This is a genomic window from Streptomyces sp. NPDC087300, from assembly GCF_044744425.1.
Taxonomy (GTDB): Bacteria; Actinomycetota; Actinomycetes; order Streptomycetales; family Streptomycetaceae; genus Streptomyces.
Window position 1 is genome coordinate 247,948 of record NZ_JBIUYI010000012.1, and the last position, 25,595, is coordinate 273,542.

Sequence of the window (25,595 nt, forward strand, 5' to 3'; positions counted from 1 at the left end):
AGATCACCTGGCGCCGATGAAGCAAGGCGTACAGAACCACTCCGCAGGAGGATTCAGTGGCGAAGGCAAAGTTCGAGCGGACTAAGCCGCACGTCAACATCGGCACCATCGGTCACATTGACCACGGTAAGACGACCCTCACGGCCGCCATTACCAAGGTGCTGCACGACGCGTACCCCGACCTGAACGAGGCCTCGGCCTTCGACCAGATCGACAAGGCTCCCGAGGAGCGCCAGCGCGGTATCACGATCTCGATCGCGCACGTCGAGTACCAGACCGAGGACCGTCACTACGCGCACGTCGACTGCCCCGGTCACGCGGACTACATCAAGAACATGATCACGGGTGCCGCGCAGATGGACGGCGCCATCCTCGTGGTCGCCGCCACCGACGGCCCGATGCCGCAGACCAAGGAGCACGTGCTCCTGGCCCGCCAGGTCGGCGTTCCGTACATCGTCGTCGCCCTGAACAAGGCCGACATGGTGGACGACGAGGAGATCCTGGAGCTCGTCGAGCTCGAGGTCCGTGAGCTCCTCTCCGAGTACGAGTTCCCGGGCGACGACCTGCCGGTCGTCAAGGTCTCGGCGCTCAAGGCGCTCGAGGGCGACAAGGAGTGGGGTGAGTCCGTCCTCAACCTGATGAAGGCCGTCGACGAGTCCATCCCGCAGCCCGAGCGTGACGTCGACAAGCCGTTCCTGATGCCGATCGAGGACGTCTTCACGATCACCGGTCGTGGCACCGTCGTCACCGGTCGTATCGAGCGCGGCATCCTCAAGGTCAACGAGACCGTTGACATCGTGGGCATCAAGCAGGAGAAGACCACCACCACGGTCACCGGCATCGAGATGTTCCGCAAGCTGCTCGACGAGGGCCAGGCCGGTGAGAACGTCGGTCTGCTCCTCCGTGGCATCAAGCGCGAGGACGTCGAGCGCGGCCAGGTCATCATCAAGCCCGGTTCGGTCACGCCGCACACCGAGTTCGAGGCCCAGGCCTACATCCTGTCGAAGGACGAGGGTGGCCGTCACACCCCGTTCTTCAACAACTACCGCCCGCAGTTCTACTTCCGCACCACGGACGTGACCGGCGTCGTGACCCTCCCCGAGGGCACCGAGATGGTCATGCCGGGCGACAACACTGAGATGACCGTTGAGCTCATCCAGCCCGTCGCGATGGAAGAGGGCCTGAAGTTCGCCATCCGTGAGGGTGGCCGGACCGTCGGCGCCGGCCAGGTCATCAAGATCAACAAGTAAGCTTCCCGCTTGCTTGGAGATCGGGGAGACCCGGTCGCTCTGAACTGAGCGCAGCGAAGAGCCCCGCACACCTTCGGGTGGGCGGGGCTCTTTGCTATGGACCGGACGGCCCTTTGCGTACGCGATGTCGGCCGTGGCAGCTTGACAGTTCGGCCCGATTGGCCTTCGGCATGCCCCGTATGGCACACTGTTCAGGTTGCTCGGTTGAGTGCCGATGCTGTGCGCCTCCCGCCGGGAGGACCGGAAGCGAGTCCCACAGTACTCGTCGCCACATCTGTCGAAAGGCCGCAAGGCCCGCAGGCAGCGCTGTGGCGGACGTACGGGAATCTTTCGGGAAGTGCAGTGCGGTGGCTCGGCCAGGCGCCCGGTGGGTTTCTTCCCCCGGACCCGTGGTCATCAAGGGCCGCAGCCCCTAGCAGGGAAATCCTTCGGGAGATCTGTGTGGGCGGGACTGCGACACGCCCGACCGCGTGGGTCGGAGGAAGTGGAAAAAAGGACCTACCGGGGAGCCAGAGCGTTCGAGACGAAGGACTACTAAGTAGCCATGGCGGGACAGAAGATCCGCATCCGGCTCAAGGCCTACGACCACGAGGTCATCGACTCCTCGGCGAAGAAGATCGTCGAGACGGTGACGCGTACTGGTGCGTCGGTCGCGGGCCCGGTGCCGCTGCCCACTGAGAAGAACGTGTACTGCGTCATCAAGTCGCCGCACAAGTACAAGGACTCGCGCGAGCACTTCGAGATGCGCACGCACAAGCGTCTGATCGACATCCTCGACCCGACCCCCAAGACCGTTGACTCGCTGATGCGCCTGGACCTTCCGGCCGGCGTTGACATCGAGATCAAGCTCTGAAGGGCGCGGAGAAGATGACCAAGCAGATCAAGGGCATCCTGGGCGAGAAGCTCGGCATGACCCAGGTCTGGGACGAGAACAACCGTGTCGTCCCGGTGACCGTGGTCAAGGCCGGACCCTGCGTCGTTACCCAGGTCCGTACGAATGACAGCGACGGCTACGAGTCGGTCCAGATCGCCTTCGGCGAGATCGACCCGCGCAAGGTGAACAAGCCCCTCAAGGGCCACTTCGCCAAGGCCGACGTGACCCCCCGTCGCCACCTCGTCGAGATCCGTACCGCTGGTGCCAGCGAGTACGTCCTCGGCCAGGAGCTGACTGCCGAGACGTTCGAGGCCGGTATCAAGGTCGACGTCACCGGCAAGAGCAAGGGCAAGGGCTTCGCCGGTGTGATGAAGCGTCACAACTTCGCCGGTGGCAAGGCCTCCCACGGTGCCCACCGCGTGCACCGCAAGCCCGGTTCCATCGGTGGCTGCGCCACGCCTGGCCGTGTGTTCAAGGGCCAGCGCATGGCCGGTCGCATGGGCAGCGAGCGGGTCACCACCCAGAACCTGACCGTCCACGCCGTTGACGCGGAGAAGGGCCTGCTGCTCATCAAGGGCGCGGTTCCTGGTCCGAACGGCGGCCTCGTCCTGGTCCGTACTGCGGCCAAGGGGGCCTGAGGTAACCCATGAGCACCATTGACATCCTTTCGCCGGCAGGCGACAAGACCGGGACGGTCGAGCTCCCCGCGGAGATCTTCGACGTCGAGAAGATCAGCATTCCGCTGATCCACCAGGTCGTCGTCGCGCAGCTGGCCGCTGCCCGTCAGGGCACGCACAAGACCAAGCGCCGCGGCGAAGTCCGTGGTGGCGGCAAGAAGCCGTACCGCCAGAAGGGCACCGGCCGCGCGCGCCAGGGTTCGACCCGTGCGCCGCAGTTCGCCGGCGGTGGCGTTGTCCACGGCCCGCAGCCGCGTGACTACTCGCAGCGGACCCCGAAGAAGATGAAGGCCGCGGCCCTGCGCCACGCCCTCACCGACCGGGCCCGCAACGCTCGCATCCACGTTGTCACCAACGTGGTCGAGGGCGACATCTCCACGAAGGCCGCGAAGACGCTGCTCGGCAAGGTCAGCGAGCGCAAGAACGTGCTCCTGGTCATCGACCGCGCGGACGAGACTTCGCTGCTCTCCGCCCGCAACCTGCCCCAGGTGCACATCCTGGAGCCGGGCCAGCTGAACACGTACGACGTGCTCGTCTCGGACGACGTGGTCTTCACCAAGGCCGCCTTCGAGTCCTTCGTGTCTGGCCCCAAGGCCAATGAGACCGAAGGGAGCGAAGCCTGATGGCTATTCGTCACCAGAGCATCGCGTCCAAGGCTGCGAAGGCCGCCAAGGCCGCGCGCGTCGCCAAGGCGAAGCGCATCGCGACCGAGGGCAAGATCGCTGTTGAGCCCACCCCGCTGAGCAAGTCCTTCTCGGACCCGCGCGACGTCCTCGTCAAGCCGGTCGTCTCCGAGAAGTCGTACGCGCTGCTCGACGAGGGCAAGTACACGTTCATCGTGGCCCCCGGCTCCAACAAGACCCAGATCAAGCAGGCCGTCGAGGCGGTCTTCTCGGTCAAGGTCACCGGGGTCAACACGATCAACCGTCAGGGCAAGCGGAAGCGCACGCGCACCGGGTTCGGCAAGCGTGCCGACACCAAGCGCGCCATCGTGACCCTTGCTGAGGGCGACCGTATCGACATCTTCGGCCAGGCCTCCTAACGGAGCGCCCTGGTCCGAATATCGGACGAGGACTGAGAAATGGGAATCCGCAAGTACAAGCCGACTACGCCGGGCCGTCGTGGCTCCAGCGTCGCCGACTTCGTCGAGGTAACGCGGTCCACGCCGGAGAAGTCGCTGGTTCGCCCGCTGCACAGCAAGGGCGGCCGTAACAACGCCGGTCGGATCACCGTTCGTCACCAGGGTGGCGGACACAAGCGCGCCTACCGCGTGATCGACTTCCGTCGTCACGACAAGGACGGCGTGCCGGCCAAGGTCGCGCACATCGAGTACGACCCCAACCGCACCGCGCGCATCGCGCTGCTGCACTACGCGGACGGCGAGAAGCGCTACATCCTCGCCCCGCGCGGTACGCAGCAGGGTGACCGGATTGAGAGCGGCCCTGGCGCCGACATCAAGCCCGGCAACAACATGGCGCTGCGCAACATCCCGGTCGGTACGACCATCCACGCCATCGAGCTGCGGCCCGGCGGCGGCGCGAAGTTCGCCCGCTCCGCGGGTGCCTCCGTGCAGCTGCTCGCGAAGGAAGGCGCCATGGCGCACCTTCGCATGCCGTCCGGTGAGATCCGCCTGGTCGACGTTCGCTGCCGCGCCACCATCGGCGAGGTCGGCAACGCCGAGCAGTCGAACATCAACTGGGGCAAGGCCGGCCGTATGCGCTGGAAGGGCGTTCGCCCGACCGTGCGTGGTGTCGTGATGAACCCGGTCGACCACCCGCACGGTGGTGGTGAAGGCAAGACCTCCGGTGGTCGCCACCCGGTCTCGCCGTGGGGCAAGAAGGAGGGTCGTACTCGTGATCGCAACAAGGCGAGCAACAAGTACATCGTCCGCCGCCGCAAGTCGAACAAGAAGCGCTAGGAGCGGGTTTAGATGCCGCGCAGTCTCAAGAAGGGACCCTTCGTTGACGGCCACCTCGTGAAGAAGGTGGACGCTCAGAACGAAGCCGGTTCCAAGAACGTCATCAAGACCTGGTCCCGTCGCTCGATGATCATCCCCAGCATGCTGGGTCACACCATCGCGGTGCACAACGGCAAGACCCACATCCCGGTGTTCGTCACCGAGTCGATGGTCGGCCACAAGCTCGGCGAGTTCTCGCCGACGCGCACCTTCCGGGGTCACGTCAAGGACGACCGGAAGTCGAAGCGCCGCTAAGGCGGGGTGGAATCGACTATGACTAACACCGAAGGGACAACCATGGAAGCCAGGGCCCAGGCGCGGTACATCCGCGTCACGCCCATGAAGGCCCGCCGCGTGGTGGACCTCATCCGTGGCATGGATGCCACGGAGGCTCAGGCGGTCCTGCGTTTCGCCCCGCAGGCCGCGAGCGTGCCGGTCGGCAAGGTGCTTGACAGCGCCATTGCCAACGCCGCGCACAACTACGACCACACCGACGCCTCTTCGCTGGTCATCAGCGAGGCGTACGTGGATGAGGGCCCGACCCTGAAGCGGTTCCGTCCGCGCGCCCAGGGCCGTGCCTACCGGATCCGTAAGCGGACCAGCCACATCACCGTGGTCGTCAGCAGCAAGGAAGGAACCCGGTAATGGGCCAGAAGGTAAACCCGCACGGGTTCCGGCTCGGTGTCACGACCGACTTCAAGTCGCGTTGGTACGCCGACAAGCTGTACAAGGACTACGTCAAGGAAGACGTCGCCATCCGTCGGATGATGACGTCCGGCATGGAGCGCGCCGGCATCTCGAAGGTGGAGATCGAGCGCACCCGTGACCGCGTGCGTGTGGACATCCACACCGCTCGTCCCGGCATCGTCATCGGCCGTCGTGGCGCCGAGGCCGACCGCATCCGCGGTGACCTCGAGAAGCTCACGGGCAAGCAGGTCCAGCTGAACATCCTCGAGGTCAAGAACCCCGAGGTCGACGCTCAGCTCGTGGCCCAGGCCGTCGCGGAGCAGCTGTCCTCCCGCGTCTCCTTCCGCCGCGCCATGCGTAAGAGCATGCAGTCGGCGATGAAGGCGGGCGCCAAGGGCATCAAGATCCAGTGTGGCGGTCGTCTCGGCGGCGCCGAGATGTCCCGCTCGGAGTTCTACCGCGAGGGCCGTGTGCCCCTGCACACGCTCCGCGCGAACGTGGACTACGGCTTCTTCGAGGCCAAGACGACCTTCGGCCGCATCGGCGTGAAGGTCTGGATCTACAAGGGCGACGTCAAGAACATCGCCGAGGTCCGCGCCGAGAACGCCGCTGCCCGTGCGGGTAACCGCCCGGCCCGCGGTGGCGGCAACGACCGCCCGGCCCGTGGTGGCCGTGGTGGCGAGCGTGGCGGCCGCGGCCGCAAGCCGCAGCAGCAGTCCGCGCCGGCTGCCGAGGCCCCCAAGGCCGAGGCTCCCGCCGCTGCCGCTCCGGCTGCTGAGAGCACCGGAACGGAGGCCTGACCGAAATGCTGATCCCCCGTAGGGTCAAGCACCGCAAGCAGCACCACCCGAAGCGCAGCGGTATGTCCAAGGGTGGCACGCAGGTTGCGTTCGGTGAGTACGGCATTCAGGCCCTCACCCCGGCGTACGTGACGAACCGTCAGATCGAGGCCGCTCGTATCGCCATGACGCGTCACATCAAGCGTGGCGGCAAGGTCTGGATCAACATTTACCCGGACCGCCCCCTCACCAAGAAGCCTGCCGAGACCCGCATGGGTTCCGGTAAGGGTTCCCCGGAGTGGTGGGTCGCCAACGTCAAGCCCGGACGCGTGATGTTCGAGCTGTCGTACCCCAACGAGAAGATCGCGCGTGAGGCGCTGACTCGTGCAGCGCACAAGCTGCCGATGAAGTGCAAGATCGTTAAGCGCGAGGCAGGTGAAGCGTGATGTCGGCGGGAATTAAGGCGTCCGAGCTGCGCGAACTGGGCGACGAGGAGCTTGTCAACAAGCTCCGCGAGGCCAAGGAAGAGCTGTTCAACCTCCGCTTCCAGGCGGCGACGGGCCAGCTCGAGAACCACGGTCGGCTCAAGGCCGTCCGCAAGGACATCGCGCGGATCTACACCCTGATGCGTGAGCGCGAGCTGGGCATCGAGACGGTGGAGAGCGCCTGATGAGCGAGAGCAACGTGACTGAAGAGACGAAGGCCGCGCGCGGCTTCCGCAAGACCCGTCAGGGTCTCGTCGTCAGCGACAAGATGGACAAGACCGTCGTCGTCGCTGTCGAGGACCGCGTGACCCACGCGCTGTACGGCAAGGTCATCCGCCGTACGAACAAGCTCAAGGCGCACGACGAGCAGAACGCTGCCGGCGTCGGCGACCGTGTCCTCCTCATGGAGACGCGTCCGCTGTCGTCGACGAAGCGCTGGCGCATCGTCGAGATCCTCGAGAAGGCCAAGTAGGCAATTCCCGCAAGGGAATTCCGACAAGTACAGCTCTGAGGGGTTTCCCGCAGAGTTCGTTCCGCCAGGCTCCCGGGGCAGTTCACTGAACTGCCCCGGGGGAACCGGCAGACAAACAGGAGATAGACGTGATCCAGCAGGAGTCGCGACTTCGCGTCGCCGACAACACGGGTGCGAAGGAAATTCTCACCATTCGTGTTCTCGGTGGCTCGGGTCGCCGCTACGCGGGCATCGGTGACGTCATCGTCGCCACCGTCAAGGACGCGATCCCCGGTGGCAACGTGAAGAAGGGTGACGTCGTCAAGGCGGTCATCGTTCGCACCGTCAAGGAGCGCCGCCGTCCGGACGGCTCGTACATCCGCTTCGACGAGAACGCCGCCGTCATTCTGAAGAACGACGGCGACCCTCGCGGCACCCGTATCTTCGGCCCCGTCGGCCGTGAGCTGCGCGAGAAGAAGTTCATGAAGATCATCTCGCTCGCGCCGGAGGTGCTGTAAGCATGAAGATCAAGAAGGGCGACCTGGTCCAGGTCATCACCGGTAAGGACAAGGGCAAGCAGGGCAAGGTCATTGCCGCTTACCCGCGCGACGAGCGCGTCCTGGTCGAGGGTGTCAACCGGGTCAAGAAGCACACGAAGGCCGGCCCGACCGCCAGCGGCTCGCAGGCCGGCGGCATCGTGACCACCGAGGCCCCCGTCCACGTCTCCAACGTCCAGCTGGTCGTGGAGAAGGACGGCAACAAGGTTGTCACGCGTGTCGGTTACCGCTTCGACGACGAGGGCAACAAGATCCGCGTTGCCAAGCGGACGGGTGAGGACATCTGATGACGACCACCACCACTCCGCGTCTCAAGACGAAGTACCGCGAGGAGATCGCGGGCAAGCTGCAGGAAGAGTTCTCCTACGAGAACGTCATGCAGACCCCCGGCCTGGTCAAGATCGTGGTGAACATGGGTGTCGGCGACGCCGCCCGTGACTCGAAGCTGATCGACGGCGCCATCCGCGACCTGACCACGATCACCGGTCAGAAGCCGGCCGTGACGAAGGCCCGGAAGTCCATCGCGCAGTTCAAGCTGCGCGAGGGCCAGCCGATCGGCTGCCACGTCACGCTCCGTGGCGACCGCATGTGGGAGTTCCTGGACCGCACCCTGTCGCTCGCGCTGCCGCGCATCCGCGACTTCCGTGGTCTGTCCCCCAAGCAGTTCGACGGCCGTGGCAACTACACCTTCGGTCTCACGGAGCAGGTCATGTTCCACGAGATCGACCAGGACAAGATCGACCGCGTCCGGGGTATGGACATCACCGTGGTGACCACGGCGACCAACGACGCTGAGGGCCGTGCGCTCCTTCGTCACCTCGGCTTCCCGTTCAAGGAGGCGTAAGCGAGATGGCGAAGAAGGCTCTGATTGCCAAGGCTGCTCGTAAGCCCAAGTTCGGTGTGCGTGGCTACACCCGCTGCCAGCGCTGCGGCCGCCCGCACTCCGTGTACCGCAAGTTCGGCCTGTGCCGCGTGTGCCTTCGTGAGATGGCTCACCGTGGCGAGCTGCCGGGCGTGACCAAGAGCTCCTGGTAGTCCCACTGCCCCTTGGGCATACGGGATTGTCTGGATCTCTCGGTAAGTAAAGGGTTGGCAGATGCCGTCCTCCACATGGCTTAGGCTAGGAGGGTTGGGCGTCTGCCGCCCTGACCGACTTACTACGCCGTAGGTCCCCGCGCCGCACCCGTCCCGCCTCTGAGTGGGGAGAGGGATGGCGCAGATAGGAAACCACGGCGAGAGAGGCCGAAGGCCAATTCATGACCATGACTGATCCGATCGCGGACATGCTGACTCGTCTGCGTAACGCGAACTCGGCGTACCACGACACCGTGGGTATGCCGCACAGCAAGATCAAGTCTCACATCGCGGAGATCCTCCAGCAGGAGGGCTTCATCACGGGCTGGAAGGTCGAGGACGCCGAGGTCGGCAAGAACCTCGTTCTCGAGCTGAAGTTCGGCCCGAACCGTGAGCGCTCCATCGCGGGCATCAAGCGGATCTCCAAGCCCGGTCTCCGGGTTTACGCGAAGTCCACCAACCTGCCGAAGGTCCTCGGCGGCCTCGGCGTGGCGATCATCTCCACGTCGCACGGTCTCCTGACCGGCCAGCAGGCAGGCAAGAAGGGCGTAGGTGGGGAAGTCCTCGCCTACGTCTGGTAGTCGGGAACGGAGGAATAGCTAATGTCGCGTATTGGCAAGCTCCCCATCACGGTTCCCGCCGGCGTGGACGTCACCATCGACGGCCAGACGGTCGCGGTCAAGGGCCCCAAGGGTTCCCTGAGCCACACCGTCGTCGCGCCGATCGAGATCGCTAAGGGTGAGGACGGCGTTCTGAACGTCACCCGCCCGAACGACGAGCGTCAGAACAAGGCCCTGCACGGCCTGTCCCGCACGCTGGTGGCGAACATGATCACCGGCGTGACCCAGGGTTACGTGAAGAAGCTCGAAATCAGCGGTGTCGGTTACCGCGTCCTGGCGAAGGGCTCCAACCTGGAGTTCTCGCTCGGCTACAGCCACCCGATCCTGATCGAGGCGCCCGAGGGCATCTCCTTCAAGGTCGAATCGGCGACCAAGTTCTCGGTCGAGGGCATCGACAAGCAGAAGGTCGGCGAGGTTGCGGCCAACATCCGCAAGCTGCGCAAGCCCGACCCGTACAAGGCCAAGGGCGTCAAGTACGAAGGCGAAGTCATCCGCCGCAAGGTCGGAAAGGCGGGTAAGTAAGCCATGGCATACGGTGTCAAGATTGCTAAGGGCGACGCTTACAAGCGTGCTGCCATCAAGCGTCGTCACATCCGCATCCGTAAGCACATCTCGGGTACGGCTGAGCGTCCGCGCCTGGTCGTGACGCGCTCCAACCGCCACATCGTGGCCCAGGTCATCGACGACATCAAGGGTCACACCCTTGCGTCGGCCTCGACCCTGGACACCACGATCCGCGGTGCCGAGGGCGACAAGTCCGCGGCTGCCAAGTCGGTCGGCGCCCTGGTCGCCGAGCGCGCCAAGGCCGCCGGTGTCGAGGCTGTCGTGTTCGACCGTGGTGGTAACCAGTACGCCGGGCGCATCGCCGCCCTGGCGGACGCCGCCCGCGAAGCCGGACTCAAGTTCTGAGTCGGTTCCGTAGCTAGCGGAAACAGAGAGAGGTAATTCCAATGGCTGGACCCCAGCGCCGCGGTGGCGGTGCCGGTGGCGGCGAGCGGCGGGACCGGAAGGGTCGCGACGGTGGCGCTGCCGCCGAGAAGACCGCATACGTTGAGCGCGTTGTCGCGATCAACCGTGTCGCCAAGGTTGTGAAGGGTGGTCGTCGCTTCAGCTTCACTGCGCTCGTCGTAGTGGGCGATGGTGACGGCACCGTGGGTGTCGGTTACGGCAAGGCCAAGGAGGTGCCGGCCGCCATCGCCAAGGGTGTTGAGGAGGCCAAGAAGCACTTCTTCAAGGTCCCCCGTATCCAGGGCACCATCCCGCACCCGATCCAGGGCGAGAAGGCCGCGGGCGTCGTCCTGCTCAAGCCTGCTTCCCCCGGTACCGGTGTTATCGCCGGTGGCCCGGTGCGTGCCGTGCTCGAGTGCGCCGGCGTGCACGACATCCTGTCGAAGTCCCTGGGCTCCGACAACGCGATCAACATCGTGCACGCGACCGTGGCGGCCCTCAAGGGCCTGCAGCGTCCCGAGGAGATCGCGGCTCGCCGTGGTCTGCCCCTCGAGGACGTCGCCCCCGCGGCTCTCCTTCGTGCACGTGCCGGGGCGGGTGCGTAATGGCTCGCCTCAAGGTCACGCAGACGAAGTCGTACATCGGCAGCAAGCAGAACCACCGCGACACCCTGCGCTCCCTTGGTCTCAAGGGGATCAACACGCAGGTCGTCAAGGAGGACCGCCCCGAGTTCCGCGGAATGGTGCACACCGTCCGCCACCTCGTGACGGTTGAGGAGGTCGACTGACATGGCGGAGCAGAACCCGCTGAAGGTCCACAACCTCCGGCCCGCCCCGGGCGCCAAGACCGCCAAGACCCGTGTGGGTCGTGGTGAGGCGTCCAAGGGTAAGACCGCTGGTCGTGGTACCAAGGGCACCAAGGCCCGTTACCAGGTTCCGGAGCGCTTCGAGGGTGGCCAGATGCCCCTCCACATGCGTCTCCCGAAGCTCAAGGGCTTCAAGAACCCGTTCAAGACCGAGTTCCAGGTCGTGAACCTCGACAAGCTGAGCGCGCTGTTCCCCGAGGGTGGCGAGGTCACCGTCGAGGCCCTCGTGGCCAAGGGTGCGGTTCGCAAGAACAGCCTCGTCAAGGTCCTCGGCCAGGGTGAGGTCACCGTGGCGCTGCAGGTGACGGTTGACGCCGTCTCCGGCTCCGCCAAGGAGAAGATCACCGCCGCGGGCGGTACCGTCACCGAGCTCGTCTGATATTCCCTCAGACGTGTCGATGACATGAGCGATTCCCAACCGGGGATGCCCCACAAAAGGGGCATCCCCGGTTGGTCGTTCCAAGGGGGGCACGGTCGCCGGTAAGGTGGCGTGCACTGTCTAAGCTCCGTGCGGTCTGTCCGCACGGTTTTCTTGACTGATACGTATTCGTCGAACCTCAGACCACCACCTCTGGCGCACGCGCGCGGGGGTCGCAGGAGGCACCGTGCTCACCGCGTTCGCCCGGGCGTTCAAGACGCCCGACCTGCGCAAGAAGCTGCTCTTCACGCTCGGGATCATCGTGATCTACCGGATCGGTACGCACGTGCCGATTCCGGGAGTTGACTACACCAACGTCCAGCAGTGCATCGACCAGGCCAACTCGAACCAGGGCCTGTTCGGTCTCGTCAACATGTTCAGTGGTGGCGCGCTGCTCCAGATCACGATCTTCGCCCTCGGCATCATGCCGTACATCACGGCGAGCATCATTCTGCAGCTGCTGACCGTGGTGATCCCCCGGCTCGAGGCCCTCAAGAAGGAGGGCCAGGCCGGCACGGCGAAGATCACGCAGTACACGCGCTACCTGACCATCGCGCTCGCGATCCTTCAGGGCACGGGCCTGGTCGCCACCGCCCGCACCGGCACCCTGTTCCAGGGCTGCTCGGTCGCCAGCGAGATCGTGCCCGACCAGTCGATCTTCGTCACCGTCACGATGGTCATCACGATGACCGCCGGTACGGCCTGTGTGATGTGGCTCGGTGAGCTCATCACCGACCGCGGCATCGGCAACGGCATGTCCATCCTGATGTTCATCTCGATCGCCGCCACCTTCCCGAGCGCCCTGTGGGCCATCAAGCAGCAGGGTGACCTCGCGGGCGGCTGGATCGAGTTCGGCACCGTGATCGCGGTCGGTCTCGTCATGGTCGGTCTGGTGGTCTTCGTCGAGCAGGCGCAGCGCCGCATTCCCGTCCAGTACGCGAAGCGAATGATCGGCCGCCGTTCCTACGGCGGAACGTCGACGTACATTCCGCTGAAGGTCAATCAGGCGGGCATCATCCCTGTGATCTTCGCCTCGTCACTGCTCTACATCCCGGCTCTCGTCGCCCAGTTCGCGGGTGGCCAGTCCGGCTGGAAGACGTGGATCGAGGCGAACCTGACCAAGGGTGACCACCCGATTTACATCGCCACGTACTTCGTTCTGATCGTCTTCTTCGCCTTCTTCTACGTCGCGATCTCCTTCAACCCCGAGGAAGTCGCCGACAACATGAAGAAGTATGGTGGCTTCATCCCGGGCATCCGGGCTGGCCGTCCGACCGCTGAGTACCTGAGCTACGTACTCAACCGGATCACATGGCCGGGTTCGCTGTATCTGGGTCTGATCGCTCTTGTGCCGACGATGGCGTTGGTGGGCTTCGGGGCTAACCAGAACTTCCCGTTCGGCGGGACGAGCATCCTCATCATCGTGGGTGTGGGTCTGGAAACCGTGAAGCAGATCGAGAGCCAGCTCCAGCAGCGCAATTACGAAGGGTTCCTCCGCTGATGCGAATCGTCCTCGTCGGGCCGCCCGGTGCGGGCAAGGGCACGCAGGCCGCGTACCTCGCCAAGAACCTGTCGATCCCGCACATCTCCACGGGCGACCTCTTCCGTGCCAACATCAGCCAGGGCACGGAGCTCGGCAAGCAGGCGAAGGCGTACATGGACGCCGGGAACCTCGTCCCCGACGAGGTGACCATCGGCATGGCGAAGGACCGCATGGCCCAGCCGGACGCCGAGAACGGCTTCCTGCTCGACGGCTTCCCGCGGAACGTGTCGCAGGCCGAGGCGCTGGACGTGGCCCTCAAGGCCGACGACGTGAAGCTCGACGCCGTCCTGGACCTGGAGGTCCCCGAGGACGAGGTCGTCAAGCGGATCGCGGGGCGGCGCATCTGCCGCAAGCACTCCAGCCACGTCTTCCACGTGACGTACGCGCAGCCGAAGACCGAGGGTGTCTGTGACGTCTGCGGCGGCGAGCTGTACCAGCGCGAGGACGACAGCGAGGACACCGTCCGCAAGCGCCTCGAGGTCTACCACACGCAGACCGAGCCGATCATCGACTACTACCGGACCCAGGGTCTGGTCGTGACGATCTCCGCGCTCGGCAAGGTGGAAGAGGTCACGGAGCGCGCGATGGACGCCCTCAAGGGCGACAAGTAGCCAGTACGCTGTTCGGCCGCGGTGCCCGTGAGGGGACCGCGGCCGTACTGTTGTCTACGTACCCGGTTCGTGTGTGCGTAGCCGGTCGTTGACGGATGACGGAGAGCGGAAGTCCCATGGTGCAGATCAAGACCCCCGAGCAGATCGCGAAGATGCGTGAGGCGGGCCTTGTCGTCGCCGCCATCCACGCCGCGACCCGTGAGGCCGCGGTGCCCGGTGCCACCACGAAGGACCTCGACGACGTCGCGCGCAAGGTCATCGCCGAGCACGGCGCGAAGTCCAACTTCCTCGGCTACGGCGGCTTCCCCGCGACGATCTGCACCTCGGTCAACGAGGTCGTCGTGCACGGCATCCCCGACGAGAAGACCGTCCTCAAGGACGGCGACATCATCTCCATCGACGCCGGCGCGATCATCGACGGCTGGCACGGTGACGCGGCGTACACCGCGTTCGTCGGCACCGGTCACGCCCCGGAGCTGATCGAGCTCTCCCGGGTGACCGAGGAGTCGATGTGGGCCGGCCTGGCCGCCATGAAGCAGGGCAACCGCCTCGTCGACATCTCCCGCGCCATCGAGACGTACATCCGCCGCCAGCCGAAGCCCGGCGGCGGCAAGTACGGCATCGTCGAGGACTACGGCGGCCACGGCATCGGCACCGAGATGCACATGGACCCGCACCTCCTGAACTACGTCGAGCGCCGCCGCGGCAAGGGCCCGAAGCTGGTCCCCGGCCTCTGCCTGGCCATCGAGCCGATGGTCTCCCTCGGTACCCCCCGCACCGAAGTGCTGGAGGACGACTGGACGGTCATCACGACCGACGGGACCTGGTCCTCGCACTGGGAGCACTCCGTCGCGCTGACGGAGGAGGGCCCGATCGTGCTGACGTCGCCGGACTGCGGCAGGGCGAAGCTGGCGGAGTACGGGGTTTCCGTGGCGCCGGATCCGTTGGGCTGACGCGCTGCCGAGCCCGGTCCGGCGGACGGAGTCCGGCGCAGCCGCTCGAAGCTTGTGAGGCGCCCCGGCGCCGAGCCCGCGAGAGGGGCGTCTGGAAATGGTCGACTGGACGGTCATCACGACGGACGGGACCTGGTCCTCGCACTGGGAGCACTCCGTCGCGCTGACGGAGGAGGGCCCGATCGTGCTGACGTCGCCGGACTGCGGCAGGGCGAAGCTGGCGGAGTACGGGGTTTCCGTGGCGCCGGATCCGCTCGGCTGAGGTGACTCAGTTCGCCGGGACGGTCGCGCGAGCCTGTTTGCTTAACGATCTTTGTTGTGGGGCAAACTTTCTCGATTCGTCTTTCCGAGTGCACTGACGTAGACTGACGCGTCGGCTCTCGTGCATCCGTGTGTCTGCATACGGGGAACGAAGTCGATCAAGGTAGTCGATTCGAAGGGCGAAGCGTGGCCAAGAAGCAAGGTGCCATCGAGATCGAAGGCACTGTCGTCGAGTCTCTTCCGAACGCCATGTTCAAGGTGGAGCTCCAGAACGGCCACCAGGTCCTGGCACACATCAGCGGCAAGATGCGTATGCACTACATCCGCATCCTCCCTGACGACCGGGTCGTGGTGGAGCTGTCTCCGTACGACCTGACGCGTGGCCGGATCGTCTACCGGTACAAGTAGATCTTGCCCGCATCCCGCTCGCGCGGGGTGGTGGCACTGACCCGGAGAACCTCACCCAATGAAGGTCAAGCCGAGCGTCAAGAAGATCTGCGACAAGTGCAGGGTGATCCGCCGTCACGGCCGGGTCATGATCATCTGCGACAACCCGCGCCACAAGCAGCGCCAGGGCTGACGCACGACTGCAGTTCGCAGATTTTCGCGCGACGCAAGTAAGTAGATACGCAGAACCCGTCCCTCTTCAGTTCCTTCGGTAATGGAGGGCGGCACCCCCGGTCGGAGGCCGGGGACTCAGGATGTACCAACCCTTTTCACAAGGGAACGGCACCTGGGAGTGGTTCTGCTGAAGACCTCCGAAGAATCAACAGGAGCCATGAATGGCACGCGTTGAAGGTGTTGACCTCCCGCGCGAGAAGCGCATCGAGGTCGCCCTCACCTACGTGTTCGGCATCGGCCGCACGCTGGCCCAGCAGACGCTGGACGCCACCGAGGTGGACCGCAACACCCGCGTCCGCGATCTGACCGAGGAAGACCTCGTCAAGATCCGTGAGTACGTGGACGCCAACATCAAGACCGAGGGTGACCTCCGTCGCGAGATCCAGGCCGACATCCGCCGCAAGGTCGAGATCGGTTGCTACCAGGGTCTCCGTCACCGTCGTGGTCTGCCGGTCCGCGGTCAGCGCACCAGCACGAACGCCCGCACCCGCAAGGGCCCGCGTCGCGCCATCGCCGGTAAGAAGAAGCCGGGCAAGAAGTAGTCCTCGCTCAGCGGTCTATCGACAGCTGACGCTGCAGGACCGACCACCTCCCGTAGGAGTTATAGATGCCCCCCAAGGGTCGTCAGGGCGCTGCCAAGAAGGTGCGCCGCAAGGAAAAGAAGAACGTCGCCCACGGGCACGCTCACATCAAGAGCACGTTCAACAACACGATCGTGTCCATCACGGACCCGACCGGCAACGTGATCTCGTGGGCCTCCGCCGGCCACGTCGGTTTCAAGGGCTCGCGCAAGTCCACGCCGTTCGCCGCGCAGATGGCCGCCGAGTCGGCTGCCCGTCGCGCCCAGGAGCACGGCATGCGCAAGGTCGACGTCTTCGTCAAGGGTCCCGGCTCCGGCCGTGAGACCGCGATCCGTTCGCTGCAGGCGACCGGTCTTGAGGTCGGCTCGATCCAGGACGTGACGCCCACGCCGCACAACGGCTGCCGTCCGCCCAAGCGCCGCCGCGTCTGATCTTTTTCAGCACGGGCCGCTTGGTCTGAGGTTTTCGGGCGGTACGGCTCCTTCGGGCCGTGCCGCCCGTACCCTTGTAGTACTCAAGGGCATCAAATAGTGGGTGCCCATGACTGAAGGAATCACTTCATGCTGATCGCTCAGCGTCCCTCGTTGACCGAAGAGGTCGTCGACGAATTCCGCTCCCGGTTCGTGATCGAGCCGCTGGAGCCGGGCTTCGGCTACACCCTCGGCAACTCCCTGCGCCGGACCCTTCTCTCCTCGATCCCGGGTGCGGCCGTCACGTCCATCCGCATCGACGGTGTCCTGCACGAGTTCACCACCGTGCCGGGCGTCAAGGAAGACGTCACCGACCTCATCCTCAACATCAAGCAGCTGGTCGTTTCCAGCGAGCACGATGAGCCGGTCGTCATGTACCTGCGCAAGCAGGGTCCCGGTCTGGTCACCGCCGCCGACATCGCGCCCCCGGCCGGTGTCGAGGTGCACAACCCCGACCTCGTCCTCGCCACGCTCAACGGCAAGGGCAAGCTGGAGATGGAGCTGACCGTCGAGCGCGGTCGCGGCTACGTCTCCGCCGTGCAGAACAAGCAGGTCGGCCAGGAGATCGGCCGCATCCCGGTCGACTCGATCTACTCGCCGGTCCTCAAGGTCACCTACAAGGTCGAGGCGACCCGAGTCGAGCAGCGCACCGACTTCGACAAGCTCATCGTCGACGTCGAGACCAAGCAGGCCATGCGCCCGCGTGACGCCATGGCGTCCGCCGGCAAGACCCTGGTCGAGCTGTTCGGTCTGGCCCGCGAGCTCAACATCGACGCCGAGGGCATCGACATGGGCCCGTCCCCGACGGACGCCGCCCTTGCCGCTGATCTCGCCCTGCCGATCGAGGAGCTCGAGCTCACCGTTCGGTCGTACAACTGCCTCAAGCGCGAGGGCATCCACTCCGTGGGTGAGCTCGTGGCCCGCTCCGAGGCGGACCTGCTCGACATCCGCAACTTCGGTGCGAAGTCGATCGACGAGGTCAAGATGAAGCTCAACGGCATGGGCCTGGCCCTCAAGGACTCGCCTCCCGGGTTCGACCCGACCGCCGCGGCCGACGCGTTCGGCGCGGACGACGACGCGGATGCGGGTTTCGTGGAGACCGAGCAGTACTAGGCGCTTCGCGTTTAGGACGGATTTTGGCTGCGCGTCCGTCGTGGCTGGTCGCGCAGTTCCCCGCGCCCCTATCGGGGCACGGCCACTGACCTCGGTACCTGATACGGCCGGGGCAGACATCAAGGAGAAACACCATGCCGAAGCCCACCAAGGGTGCCCGTCTGGGCGGCAGCGCCGCGCACGAGAAGCTTCTGCTGGCGAACCTCGCCAAGCAGCTCTTCGAGTACGGCCGCATCACCACCACCGAGGCGAAGGCCCGTCGTCTGCGTCCCTACGCGGAGCGTCTGGTCACCAAGGCGAAGAAGGGTGACCTTCACAACCGCCGCCAGGTGCTGTCCGTCATCACCGACAAGAGCATCGTGCACACGCTCTTCACGGAGATCGGCCCGCGCTACGAGAACCGCCCCGGTGGTTACACCCGCATCACCAAGATCGGTAACCGTCGTGGCGACAACGCGCCCATGGCGATCATCGAGCTGGTGGAGGCCCTGACCGTGGCCCAGGAGGCCACCGGTGAGGCCGAGGCCGCCACCAAGCGTGCGGTCAAGGAAGACACCCTCAAGAAGGACGCGCCCGTCGAGGACGCGAAGCCGGTTGAGGCTGCCGAGGAGTCCAAGGACGCCTGAGGCTCCGCGCTTCTGTGAGCGGGTCCGCCCTTCGGGGCGGGCCCGCTTTCGCGTGCCGGTGCGGCTGAGAGGATGTTGGTGTGAGTGATGAAGTGGAGCCCGGGTTCGTTCGGGTGCGTCTCGACCTTTCGTACGACGGCAAGGACTTCTCCGGCTGGGCCAAGCAGAAGCAGGGGCAGCGGACCGTCCAGGGGGAGATCGAGGCCGCGCTGCGGACGGTGACCCGGTCGCAGGAGACGTACGAGCTGACCGTCGCGGGGCGGACCGACAGCGGGGTGCACGCGCGGGGGCAGGTCGCCCACGTCGATCTGCCGGAGAGCGTGTGGGCCGAGCACAGCGACAAGCTGCTGCGCAGGCTCGCGGGACGGCTGCCGCACGACGTGCGGGTGTGGAAGGTGGCCGAGGCGCCCGCGGGGTTCAACGCGCGGTTCGCGGCGGTGTGGCGGCGCTACGCCTACCGCGTGACCGACCACCCGGGCGGCGTCGACCCGCTGCTGCGCGGTCATGTCCTTTGGCACGACTGGGAGTTGGACCTCGACGCGATGAACGAGGCCGCCGAGAAGCTGGTCGGCGAGCACGACTTCGCGGCGTACTGCAAGAAGCGTGAGGGCGCCACGACCATTCGTACGCTTCAGCAACTGCACTGGGTGCGGCGGCCCGACGGGATCCTGGAGGCGACCGTGCGGGCGGACGCCTTCTGCCACAACATGGTGCGTTCGCTGGTGGGCGCCATGCTGTTCGTGGGGGACGGGCACCGGCCCGTGGAGTGGCCCGCGAAGGTGCTCGCCGCCGGGGTGCGGGACTCCGCCGTGCACGTCGTGCGGCCGCACGGGCTCACGCTGGAGGAAGTCGGCTACCCCGCCGACGAATTGCTCGCCGCGCGCAGCAAGGAGGCGCGCAACAAGCGGACGCTGCCCGGGGCCGGGTGCTGCTGAGTCCCGGCCGGGCCCCCGATCGCCTTACTGCTGCGGGGCGTTGGCCGCGGCCGATGCCTGGGCCTCGCCCCGCTGGTTGATCCGCTGGAAGGCGAACCTGGCCAGGTCGTCGCCGACGGCGTACGCCTTGGTGTCCTTCTCCGTGACGTTCTTGCCGCTGGTGTAGCCGGTGGTGGTGAAGTACGCGTAGCGGCCGTAGGCGTTGTACGTGCCGCGGCACACGCCGGTGCGGCAGAAGTCGGCGATGCCCTTGCCCGGCAGCGACTGCACCAGGCCCTTGTCGGCCTGCGCCTTGACCTTGGCGGCGTCGGCCGAGGTGTCGAAGACGGCGACGCCGACCGTGACCGCGATGCCGTCCTTGAGGTAGCTGGCGCGGATCAGACGGGTGCAGTCGTTCCTGGCGAGGACCGCGCCGAGCGCGCTCTGGGTGCGGGACGAGCACTTCTCGGTGCTGTCGGTCGCGCCCTTCTTGTAGACGCTCTCGCCCGCCGTGTACGTCTTGCCGGGGAAGAGGCCCTCCGGGGTGAGCGGGGCCTTGTCCTTCTTGGCGCTGGCGATGAAGTCCTTGGGGTCCGGCGGGGGCGGCGGAGTGGTCTCCTTGAAGGACGGCTCCGGGTCCGTGCTGGCGCCCGGGATGTCCGCGGTCGCGGGCAGCTCGCTGGCCGGCTTGTTCGACGCGGAGCTGTCGTCGCTGTTCGCGGAGACGACGGTGATCGCGACGGCCGCGGCGATGCCGATCGTGGCGAACGCGCCGCCGCCGATCAGCAGCCACTTGCGGCGCCGGGTGCGCGCCTCGGAGGCCTCGGCGAGCGCCGCCCAGTCGGGCGTGGGCCCGCCGCCGGGCCCGCCCGTTCCCCCCGGACCCCACTGAGGTCCCCCTTGCCCAAAGCTCATGGGCCGCATCTTAGACGGGGAGTTGGGGATGTTGAGCGGGGGTGGAGCGGGGGCCTCGACCTAGCCTGAGGCGTATGGATACGGGCAAAACGGAGGTTAACGGGGCGGGAGGGGTGGGGGAGGCGGTCCGTGCGTGGCTGTTACGCCCGGCCTCCTGGCACGCCTGGGCCGTGCTCGGCGTGGTGCTGCTCGCCGGGAGCGTCCGGGTGGGGCTCGCGGTGCCGGACGGCGGGATGGACAACGCCATCGTGGTGCGGGCCGCCGATGCCTGGCTGCACGGGCGTTCGCCCTACGCCGACCGGCACTTCCTCTATCTGCCGGGCGCCGTGCTCGCCGCGGTGCCGCAGGCGCTGCTGCCGACCGCGGTGGTGCGCTTCCTCGTGCCCGCCGGGGTCACCGCGGGCCTCGTGTTCGGGTGGGCGTGCGCGCTGCGGATCCACGGGGCCGGCCTGCGCAGCAGGTTCGCCGCGTACGGGCTGCTCGGGCTCGCGCTCGGCTTCGCGCCCTTCGGGCACCTGGTCGCGCTCGGCAACTGGACGGTGGCCTCCGCGGCCGTACTGCCCCTCGCGCTGCTCCTCGCCGGCCGGGGCCGGTGGGTCGCCGCGGGCCTGGCCATCGGTGCGGCCGTCGCGGTGAAGCCGCTGCTCGCCCCCGTCGTGCTGCTCTTCCTCTTCGCGCGGCGGTGGCGTGCGTTGGCCGTCGCGGTGGGGGTGCCGGTGGTGGGGTCGGCGGCCGCGGCGCTCGTGCTGCCGGATCCGGGGGGCTTCGTCACCCGGACCCTGCCGTTCCTGCTCCGCGGCGAGGACAGCTTCGTCCGCCTCTACGAGGCGTCGCCCGGGGCGGTGCTCGCGCGGCTCGGGGTGCCGCAGTCTCTGGCCACGTTGCTTGCCGTGGGGGCGGCGGGGGGTGGGGTGTGGTGTGCGTGGCGGCGGTGGGGCAGGGGGGACGGTGGGGATGGCGGTGTCGGTGGGGACGGCGCGGGTGGAGGGGGTGGGCAGCCCGTGCGGCTCGTGGAGAGTGCCGTGATGTTGATGCTCTCGGCCTTCCTCGTCTCCCGGCCCTCGTACGACCACTACCTCCTGGTCGTCCTGCCGCTGCTGCTCGCCGGGGCGCTGACGCCGGGGGCGGTGGCCCGGAGCCCGTGGTTCTGGGTGGCGCTCGTGCCTCAGGTGCCGGGGTTCGCCTGGCCGTGGCTGGAGCCGGGGACGCGGCGGGCCTTCAAGGACGCGGCGACGTTGTGCCTGCTCGCGGGGGTGGCCGGGTGCCGGTGTGTGGGGCGGGGGGCTCGTGGTGGGGGTGCGGGGCGGGGGCTCGTGGTGCCTCGGGGGCGGCGGGAAGGGGTGGGGGTTCGGGGTGGGTGAGGGTGCCGGGTGCCGGGTGCGGGCTGTGGGCTGTGCGCCTGGGTGCGGTTGTGGGGCGGGGCCGCGGCGGTATGTCCGTCCTCGCTATCCCGGTGAGCCGTCGTCGTCATGCACCTCGGCGCGCCGCCACCTGTGCTCCGGGCGGACATGCCGCCGCGGCCCCTCCGGAGCGCTCGCGACCGCGGCCCGGTGGGGCGTCGCGCCCCGCCGCATGTGCCTCGGGTGGAGATCGCGGCTGCGGGTCCGGCGGGGCAGGTAGCCTGGAAGGGCAGGTCCCTTGAGGGGTGGAGTCGGTGTGGTGGGCTCCTGGCGCGCGTTTTGACCCGTACGGGGCGGCGCGGGTACCCTCGGGGATTGATACGTATTGGCTTCGTCGTTCTCACGCGAAAGGGCCTTGCGTAGGTTCCCTGGAGCAGTTACCAGTGGCTCGCATACGGGCAGCGTCCCCGGCATTGTGAGCCCCAGCTGCATGATCGCTTCCTGGGTGCCGTGTGTCTGGACCCCATCCACTGAAGAAGCGAAGGCTACGAAGTGCGTACGTACAGCCCCAAGCCCGGCGATGTGACCCGCCAGTGGCACGTCATCGACGCCCGGGACATCGTCCTGGGTCGTCTGGCGACCACTGCTGCGACCCTTCTGCGCGGCAAGCACAAGCCGATCTACGCGCCCCACGTTGACACCGGTGACTTCGTCATCATCATCAACGCCGAGAAGGTGCACCTCTCCGGCAACAAGAAGACCCAGAAGATGGCGTACCGCCACTCCGGCTACCCGGGTGGTCTGCGTTCCGTCCGTTACGACGAGCTGCTCGAGAAGAGCCCCGAGAAGGCCGTTGAGAAGGCCGTCAAGGGCATGCTCCCCAAGAACACCCTGGGCCGTCAGATGCTCTCGAAGCTGAAGGTCTACGCGGGCGACCAGCACCCGCACGGCGCTCAGCAGCCCGTGCCGTTCGAGATCACCCAGGTCGCGCAGTAGTTCCGGCCACCCCCAAAGACGTAAAGAATTCTGAGGAGAATCGTGGCCGAGACCACCGTTGAGCAGCCGGTCGAAGAGACCGAGGTTGTTGACGTAGAGCAGTACACCACCGAGTCCGAGGCGCCCGTCGAGGGCGAGTACACCTCGGAGTCGAACGCCGCGCGCTTCGGCGACCCGCAGCCGGCCGCCGGCCTGGGCCGTCGCAAGAACGCCATCGCCCGCGTCCGGATCGTCCCGGGCACCGGCAAGTGGAAGGTCAACGGGCGTACGCTCGAGGACTACTTCCCGAACAAGGTCCACCAGCAGGAAGTCAACGAGCCCTTCAAGGTGCTCGAGCTCGACGGCCGCTACGACGTCATCGCCCGCATCTCGGGTGGCGGCGTCTCCGGTCAGGCCGGTGCGCTCCGTCTCGGTGTCGCCCGTGCGCTGAACGAGGCCGACGTCGACAACAACCGTGGCGCCCTCAAGAAGGCCGGTTACCTCAAGCGTGACGACCGTGCGGTCGAGCGCAAGAAGGCCGGTCTCAAGAAGGCCCGCAAGGCCCCGCAGTACAGCAAGCGCTAATCGCTGCCTGCTCGTACTCTTCGTTCGCCCCGGCGGCACACATCGTGCTGCCGGGGCGTTCGTCTATCAGGAACCCCTGGGACGCCGGGCATCACCGGTACAGGGGTATCGGCTTTTCTGGAACGTTCGGAGGACAGCAGTGGGACGACTCTTCGGCACGGACGGCGTGCGCGGTGTCGCCAACGCGGATCTGACGGCCGAGCTCGCGCTCGGACTCTCCGTGGCGGCGGCGCACGTACTGGCCGAGGCGGGCACCTTTGAAGGTCATCGCGCGGTCGCGGTGGTCGGCCGGGATCCGCGCGCGTCCGGGGAGTTCCTGGAGGCCGCGGTGGTCGCGGGCCTGGCGAGCGCGGGCGTGGACGTCCTGCGCGTCGGTGTGCTGCCCACCCCCGCGGTGGCGCATCTCACCGGTGCGCTGGGCGCCGACCTCGGCGTGATGCTCTCCGCGAGCCACAACGCCATGCCCGACAACGGCATCAAGTTCTTCGCCCGCGGCGGCCACAAGCTCGCCGACGAGCTGGAGGACCGCATCGAGTCCGTGTACGAGGAGCACCGCACCGGCGCCCCCTGGCAGCGGCCCACCGGGTCCGGCGTCGGCCGTGTGAAGTCGTACGACCAGGGGCTCGACCAGTACGTCGCGCACCTCATCGGGGTCCTGCCGAACCGCCTCGACGGGCTGAAGATCGTCCTGGACGAGGCGCACGGCGCGGCCGCCCGGGTCTCGCCCGAGGCGTTCACGCGCGCCGGAGCCGAGATCATCACGATCGGCGCCCAGCCCGACGGCCTCAACATCAACGACGGGTGCGGGTCCACGCACCTGGAGCTGCTCAAGGCCGCCGTCGTCGAGCACAAGGCCGACCTCGGCGTCGCGCACGACGGGGACGCGGACCGGTGCCTGGCCGTGGATCACACCGGTGCCGAGATCGACGGGGACCAGATCCTCGCCGTGCTCGCCCTCGCCATGCGTGAGCACGGCTCGCTGCGGCACGACACCGTTGTCGCCACCGTGATGTCCAACCTCGGCTTCAAGCTCGCCATGGAGGGGCAGGGGCTCTCGCTCGTACAGACCGCCGTCGGCGACCGCTACGTCCTGGAGTCGATGAAGGAGCACGGCTACGCCCTCGGCGGCGAGCAGTCCGGGCACGTGATCATCCTCGACCACGCGACGACCGGCGACGGCACGCTGACCGGTCTGCTGCTCGCGGCCCGGGTCGCGGAGACCGGTCGTACGCTCGCGGACCTCGCCGGCGTCATGGAGCGGCTCCCGCAGGTGCTCATCAACGTGCCCGACGTCGACAGGTCGCGCGTGCGGACCTCGCCCGAGCTGTCCGCCGCGGTGGCCGACGCCGAGCGTGAGCTGGGCTCCACGGGGCGGGTGCTGCTGCGCCCCTCCGGGACCGAGCCGCTGGTGCGGGTCATGGTCGAGGCCGCCGACATCGAGCAGGCCCGCTCGGTGGCCCAGCGGCTCGCGGACGTCGTCAAGTCCGCGCTGGGCTAGGCCTGTTGTGACTTGGCGGCCCGCTCGCGCTGCCTGGCCCAGAAGAACTTCTGGGCCAGCAGCGTGAGCGTGCCCGCCAGGACGATGCCGAGCAGGTTGAGCAGCAGCTGTTCGGTGGAGCCCCAGGTCTGTCCCGGCTCCCCGTAGCTGAGGGCGACCGCGGCGTTGGCCGCGGCGGGGACCGTCGTCACCGAGATCGCGACGCCGACGAGGGCGCCCGACTTCGCCGAGGTCAGCGAGAGCATGCCCGCGGCTCCCGCGAGGACGGCGACGACGAACGAGAACCAGTCCGGCGCGTACACGAACGCCGTGTTGGGCCTGTCCTTGTCCAGCATCCCCTGGCTGAACAGGCCGACGCCGTCCATGAAGTAGCTGAATCCCACCGTCACCAGCATCGCCACCGCGAAGCCCGCGACGATCGCGATCAGCGAGCGCAGCGCGAGGCGGGGCGCGCGCCGCACCAGGGCCGTGCAGAAGCCGGCCAGCGGGCCGAACTCCGGGCCCACCGCCATCGCGCCCACGATCAGGATCGCGTTGTCGAGGACCACGCCGCAGGCCGCGATCATCGTGGCGAGCGTGATGAACGCGACGTAGGTGAAGGAGAGCGTCGACTCCTCGTGCGTGGCGTCGGTGAGCTGCTCCCACAGGACCGCGTCCGCGCCCTCGCCGGGCGCCTCGTCCTCCGCCTTGTCCGCCCGGTAGGAGAGCGAGAGGTCGATGTTCTCCACCGCGATCGAACCGGACTTGTCGATGTCCAGGGCGCGCAGGCCGCCGATCAGCTCGTCGCCCGCCTCGCGCGCGACGTCGCACATGATGACGTCGCCCGCCGGGTTGCGGGCGGCGCCGGGCACCACCGCGAGGTGGGTGGTGCCGACGGTCTTCTCGATCAGGCGCACCACGTCGTCGGTCTTGTCCGACGGGGTGATGAGACGCAGATGCAGCATGGT

General features: G+C 67.1%; 38 protein-coding genes and 1 pseudogene. 37 read left to right on the forward strand and 2 right to left on the reverse strand.

All coding sequences use genetic code 11. The features are described 5' to 3' along the window. The first annotated feature begins 56 nt into the window (after nt 1-56). The 33 genes and pseudogenes from tuf (at nt 57) to truA (ending at nt 19,356) form a co-directional block, all read left to right on the forward strand. Nucleotides 57-1,250: an elongation factor Tu gene (tuf, locus tag ACIO9J_RS38445; protein WP_055553487.1), complete on the forward strand. Its 1,194-nt coding sequence runs from the start codon at nt 57-59 to the stop codon at nt 1,248-1,250. Between the two features lie 544 nt (nt 1,251-1,794). Next, entirely contained in the window at nt 1,795-2,103 is a 309-nt protein-coding gene (gene rpsJ, locus ACIO9J_RS38450) for a 30S ribosomal protein S10 (protein WP_003948644.1), read from the forward strand. A 14-nt stretch (nt 2,104-2,117) separates the two neighbouring features. Next, the gene (rplC, locus tag ACIO9J_RS38455) at nt 2,118-2,762 is read left to right on the forward strand and encodes a 50S ribosomal protein L3 (RefSeq protein WP_098244244.1); all 645 of its coding nucleotides are present in this window, start codon (nt 2,118-2,120) and stop codon (nt 2,760-2,762) included. A gap of 8 nt (nt 2,763-2,770) precedes the next feature. Then, nucleotides 2,771-3,424, forward strand: coding sequence for a 50S ribosomal protein L4 (rplD, locus tag ACIO9J_RS38460; protein ID WP_402009721.1), 654 nt, complete (start codon nt 2,771-2,773; stop codon nt 3,422-3,424). Further along, the gene (gene rplW / locus ACIO9J_RS38465; protein WP_055553493.1) at nt 3,424-3,843 is read left to right on the forward strand and encodes a 50S ribosomal protein L23; all 420 of its coding nucleotides are present in this window, start codon (nt 3,424-3,426) and stop codon (nt 3,841-3,843) included. The genes rplD and rplW overlap by 1 nt, the downstream gene beginning before the upstream one ends. 39 nt (nt 3,844-3,882) lie before the next feature. After that, nucleotides 3,883-4,719 carry a 50S ribosomal protein L2 gene (gene rplB, locus ACIO9J_RS38470; protein WP_055698225.1) on the forward strand — a complete coding sequence of 279 codons (837 nt, stop codon included), beginning with the start codon at nt 3,883-3,885 and terminating at the stop codon, nt 4,717-4,719. Between the two features lie 12 nt (nt 4,720-4,731). After that, nucleotides 4,732-5,013, forward strand: coding sequence for a 30S ribosomal protein S19 (rpsS, locus tag ACIO9J_RS38475; protein ID WP_018528354.1), 282 nt, complete (start codon nt 4,732-4,734; stop codon nt 5,011-5,013). Nucleotides 5,014-5,055: 42 nt separating this feature from the next. Next, on the forward strand, nt 5,056-5,403 hold the full coding sequence (rplV, locus tag ACIO9J_RS38480; RefSeq protein ID WP_004571827.1) for a 50S ribosomal protein L22: 348 nt from the start codon (nt 5,056-5,058) through the stop codon (nt 5,401-5,403). Then, nucleotides 5,403-6,245, forward strand: coding sequence for a 30S ribosomal protein S3 (gene rpsC / locus ACIO9J_RS38485; protein WP_402009722.1), 843 nt, complete (start codon nt 5,403-5,405; stop codon nt 6,243-6,245). The genes rplV and rpsC overlap by 1 nt, the downstream gene beginning before the upstream one ends. 5 nt (nt 6,246-6,250) lie before the next feature. Continuing rightward, nucleotides 6,251-6,670, forward strand: coding sequence for a 50S ribosomal protein L16 (rplP, locus tag ACIO9J_RS38490; RefSeq protein WP_059424836.1), 420 nt, complete (start codon nt 6,251-6,253; stop codon nt 6,668-6,670). Next, complete coding sequence (rpmC, locus tag ACIO9J_RS38495; RefSeq protein ID WP_402009724.1) at nt 6,670-6,894, forward strand: 50S ribosomal protein L29; 225 nt, start codon at nt 6,670-6,672, stop codon at nt 6,892-6,894. The genes rplP and rpmC overlap by 1 nt, the downstream gene beginning before the upstream one ends. Next, nucleotides 6,894-7,181 (forward strand): 30S ribosomal protein S17, encoded by a 288-nt coding sequence (gene rpsQ / locus ACIO9J_RS38500; RefSeq protein ID WP_361164950.1) that lies wholly within the window; start codon nt 6,894-6,896, stop codon nt 7,179-7,181. Before rpmC ends, rpsQ begins: the two co-directional genes overlap by 1 nt. A gap of 128 nt (nt 7,182-7,309) precedes the next feature. Next, on the forward strand, nt 7,310-7,678 hold the full coding sequence (gene rplN, locus ACIO9J_RS38505; RefSeq protein WP_003974257.1) for a 50S ribosomal protein L14: 369 nt from the start codon (nt 7,310-7,312) through the stop codon (nt 7,676-7,678). Nucleotides 7,679-7,680: 2 nt separating this feature from the next. After that, nucleotides 7,681-8,004 carry a 50S ribosomal protein L24 gene (gene rplX, locus ACIO9J_RS38510; protein ID WP_016645174.1) on the forward strand — a complete coding sequence of 108 codons (324 nt, stop codon included), beginning with the start codon at nt 7,681-7,683 and terminating at the stop codon, nt 8,002-8,004. Continuing rightward, nucleotides 8,004-8,561, forward strand: a complete 558-nt coding sequence (gene rplE, locus ACIO9J_RS38515) for a 50S ribosomal protein L5 (RefSeq protein WP_055553506.1) — start codon at nt 8,004-8,006, stop codon at nt 8,559-8,561. Before rplX ends, rplE begins: the two co-directional genes overlap by 1 nt. A 5-nt stretch (nt 8,562-8,566) precedes the next feature. Then, a complete protein-coding gene (locus ACIO9J_RS38520; RefSeq protein WP_003948630.1) occupies nt 8,567-8,752 on the forward strand; it encodes a type Z 30S ribosomal protein S14 in 186 nt (61 codons plus the stop codon). Between the two features lie 221 nt (nt 8,753-8,973). Continuing rightward, the gene (rpsH, locus tag ACIO9J_RS38525; protein ID WP_135332559.1) at nt 8,974-9,372 is read left to right on the forward strand and encodes a 30S ribosomal protein S8; all 399 of its coding nucleotides are present in this window, start codon (nt 8,974-8,976) and stop codon (nt 9,370-9,372) included. Between the two features lie 21 nt (nt 9,373-9,393). Next, nucleotides 9,394-9,933: a 50S ribosomal protein L6 gene (gene rplF, locus ACIO9J_RS38530; protein WP_098244247.1), complete on the forward strand. Its 540-nt coding sequence runs from the start codon at nt 9,394-9,396 to the stop codon at nt 9,931-9,933. A gap of 3 nt (nt 9,934-9,936) precedes the next feature. Continuing rightward, entirely contained in the window at nt 9,937-10,320 is a 384-nt protein-coding gene (gene rplR, locus ACIO9J_RS38535; RefSeq protein ID WP_402009727.1) for a 50S ribosomal protein L18, read from the forward strand. A 41-nt stretch (nt 10,321-10,361) separates the two neighbouring features. Next, the gene (gene rpsE / locus ACIO9J_RS38540; RefSeq protein WP_055553512.1) at nt 10,362-10,964 is read left to right on the forward strand and encodes a 30S ribosomal protein S5; all 603 of its coding nucleotides are present in this window, start codon (nt 10,362-10,364) and stop codon (nt 10,962-10,964) included. Continuing rightward, nucleotides 10,964-11,146, forward strand: coding sequence for a 50S ribosomal protein L30 (gene rpmD / locus ACIO9J_RS38545; RefSeq protein WP_055553514.1), 183 nt, complete (start codon nt 10,964-10,966; stop codon nt 11,144-11,146). Before rpsE ends, rpmD begins: the two co-directional genes overlap by 1 nt. Before the next feature lies 1 nt (nt 11,147). Continuing rightward, nucleotides 11,148-11,603, forward strand: coding sequence for a 50S ribosomal protein L15 (gene rplO, locus ACIO9J_RS38550; RefSeq protein WP_098244248.1), 456 nt, complete (start codon nt 11,148-11,150; stop codon nt 11,601-11,603). Between the two features lie 226 nt (nt 11,604-11,829). Continuing rightward, on the forward strand, nt 11,830-13,143 hold the full coding sequence (secY, locus tag ACIO9J_RS38555) for a preprotein translocase subunit SecY (RefSeq protein ID WP_055553518.1): 1,314 nt from the start codon (nt 11,830-11,832) through the stop codon (nt 13,141-13,143). Further along, nucleotides 13,143-13,796 (forward strand): adenylate kinase, encoded by a 654-nt coding sequence (locus ACIO9J_RS38560; protein ID WP_402009730.1) that lies wholly within the window; start codon nt 13,143-13,145, stop codon nt 13,794-13,796. Before secY ends, ACIO9J_RS38560 begins: the two co-directional genes overlap by 1 nt. Nucleotides 13,797-13,912: 116 nt before the next feature. Continuing rightward, nucleotides 13,913-14,749, forward strand: a complete 837-nt coding sequence (gene map / locus ACIO9J_RS38565) for a type I methionyl aminopeptidase (RefSeq protein ID WP_402009732.1) — start codon at nt 13,913-13,915, stop codon at nt 14,747-14,749. Between the two features lie 103 nt (nt 14,750-14,852). Continuing rightward, nucleotides 14,853-15,011, forward strand: a pseudogene (locus ACIO9J_RS38570) (type I methionyl aminopeptidase); the annotation flags it as partial. Between the two features lie 185 nt (nt 15,012-15,196). Further along, entirely contained in the window at nt 15,197-15,418 is a 222-nt protein-coding gene (gene infA, locus ACIO9J_RS38575; RefSeq protein WP_003948620.1) for a translation initiation factor IF-1, read from the forward strand. A 58-nt stretch (nt 15,419-15,476) separates the two neighbouring features. Next, a complete protein-coding gene (gene rpmJ, locus ACIO9J_RS38580; RefSeq protein ID WP_003948619.1) occupies nt 15,477-15,590 on the forward strand; it encodes a 50S ribosomal protein L36 in 114 nt (37 codons plus the stop codon). A gap of 202 nt (nt 15,591-15,792) precedes the next feature. Beyond that, nucleotides 15,793-16,173 (forward strand): 30S ribosomal protein S13, encoded by a 381-nt coding sequence (gene rpsM / locus ACIO9J_RS38585; protein ID WP_030782528.1) that lies wholly within the window; start codon nt 15,793-15,795, stop codon nt 16,171-16,173. A 65-nt stretch (nt 16,174-16,238) separates the two neighbouring features. Then, nucleotides 16,239-16,643, forward strand: a complete 405-nt coding sequence (gene rpsK / locus ACIO9J_RS38590) for a 30S ribosomal protein S11 (protein WP_003948617.1) — start codon at nt 16,239-16,241, stop codon at nt 16,641-16,643. A 129-nt stretch (nt 16,644-16,772) separates the two neighbouring features. Then, nucleotides 16,773-17,795, forward strand: a complete 1,023-nt coding sequence (locus ACIO9J_RS38595; RefSeq protein ID WP_016645160.1) for a DNA-directed RNA polymerase subunit alpha — start codon at nt 16,773-16,775, stop codon at nt 17,793-17,795. Between the two features lie 134 nt (nt 17,796-17,929). Next, nucleotides 17,930-18,421 carry a 50S ribosomal protein L17 gene (rplQ, locus tag ACIO9J_RS38600; RefSeq protein ID WP_402009734.1) on the forward strand — a complete coding sequence of 164 codons (492 nt, stop codon included), beginning with the start codon at nt 17,930-17,932 and terminating at the stop codon, nt 18,419-18,421. Nucleotides 18,422-18,501: 80 nt separating this feature from the next. Then, nucleotides 18,502-19,356: a tRNA pseudouridine(38-40) synthase TruA gene (gene truA / locus ACIO9J_RS38605; protein ID WP_402009736.1), complete on the forward strand. Its 855-nt coding sequence runs from the start codon at nt 18,502-18,504 to the stop codon at nt 19,354-19,356. Between the two features lie 24 nt (nt 19,357-19,380). On the opposite strand, the gene ACIO9J_RS38610 is transcribed toward truA, so the two are convergent. Beyond that, nucleotides 19,381-20,250: a hypothetical protein gene (locus ACIO9J_RS38610; RefSeq protein ID WP_402009738.1), complete on the reverse strand. Its 870-nt coding sequence runs from the start codon at nt 20,248-20,250 to the stop codon at nt 19,381-19,383. 74 nt (nt 20,251-20,324) lie between these two features. Here ACIO9J_RS38610 and ACIO9J_RS38615 point away from each other — a divergent pair, with 74 nt between their 5' ends. The 4 genes from ACIO9J_RS38615 (at nt 20,325) to glmM (ending at nt 24,648) form a co-directional block, all read left to right on the forward strand. Next, a complete protein-coding gene (locus tag ACIO9J_RS38615) occupies nt 20,325-21,611 on the forward strand; it encodes a glycosyltransferase family 87 protein (protein ID WP_402009740.1) in 1,287 nt (428 codons plus the stop codon). 531 nt (nt 21,612-22,142) lie between these two features. Beyond that, the gene (rplM, locus tag ACIO9J_RS38620) at nt 22,143-22,586 is read left to right on the forward strand and encodes a 50S ribosomal protein L13 (protein WP_030782512.1); all 444 of its coding nucleotides are present in this window, start codon (nt 22,143-22,145) and stop codon (nt 22,584-22,586) included. Nucleotides 22,587-22,628: 42 nt separating this feature from the next. Next, nucleotides 22,629-23,150 (forward strand): 30S ribosomal protein S9, encoded by a 522-nt coding sequence (gene rpsI / locus ACIO9J_RS38625; protein ID WP_306332666.1) that lies wholly within the window; start codon nt 22,629-22,631, stop codon nt 23,148-23,150. A 139-nt stretch (nt 23,151-23,289) separates the two neighbouring features. Then, nucleotides 23,290-24,648: a phosphoglucosamine mutase gene (glmM, locus tag ACIO9J_RS38630; protein WP_402009743.1), complete on the forward strand. Its 1,359-nt coding sequence runs from the start codon at nt 23,290-23,292 to the stop codon at nt 24,646-24,648. On the opposite strand, the gene ACIO9J_RS38635 is transcribed toward glmM, so the two are convergent. Next, on the reverse strand, nt 24,645-25,592 hold the full coding sequence (locus ACIO9J_RS38635) for a DUF389 domain-containing protein (RefSeq protein WP_402009744.1): 948 nt from the start codon (nt 25,590-25,592) through the stop codon (nt 24,645-24,647). The genes glmM and ACIO9J_RS38635 overlap by 4 nt on opposite strands. Between the last annotated feature and the right edge of the window lie 3 nt (nt 25,593-25,595).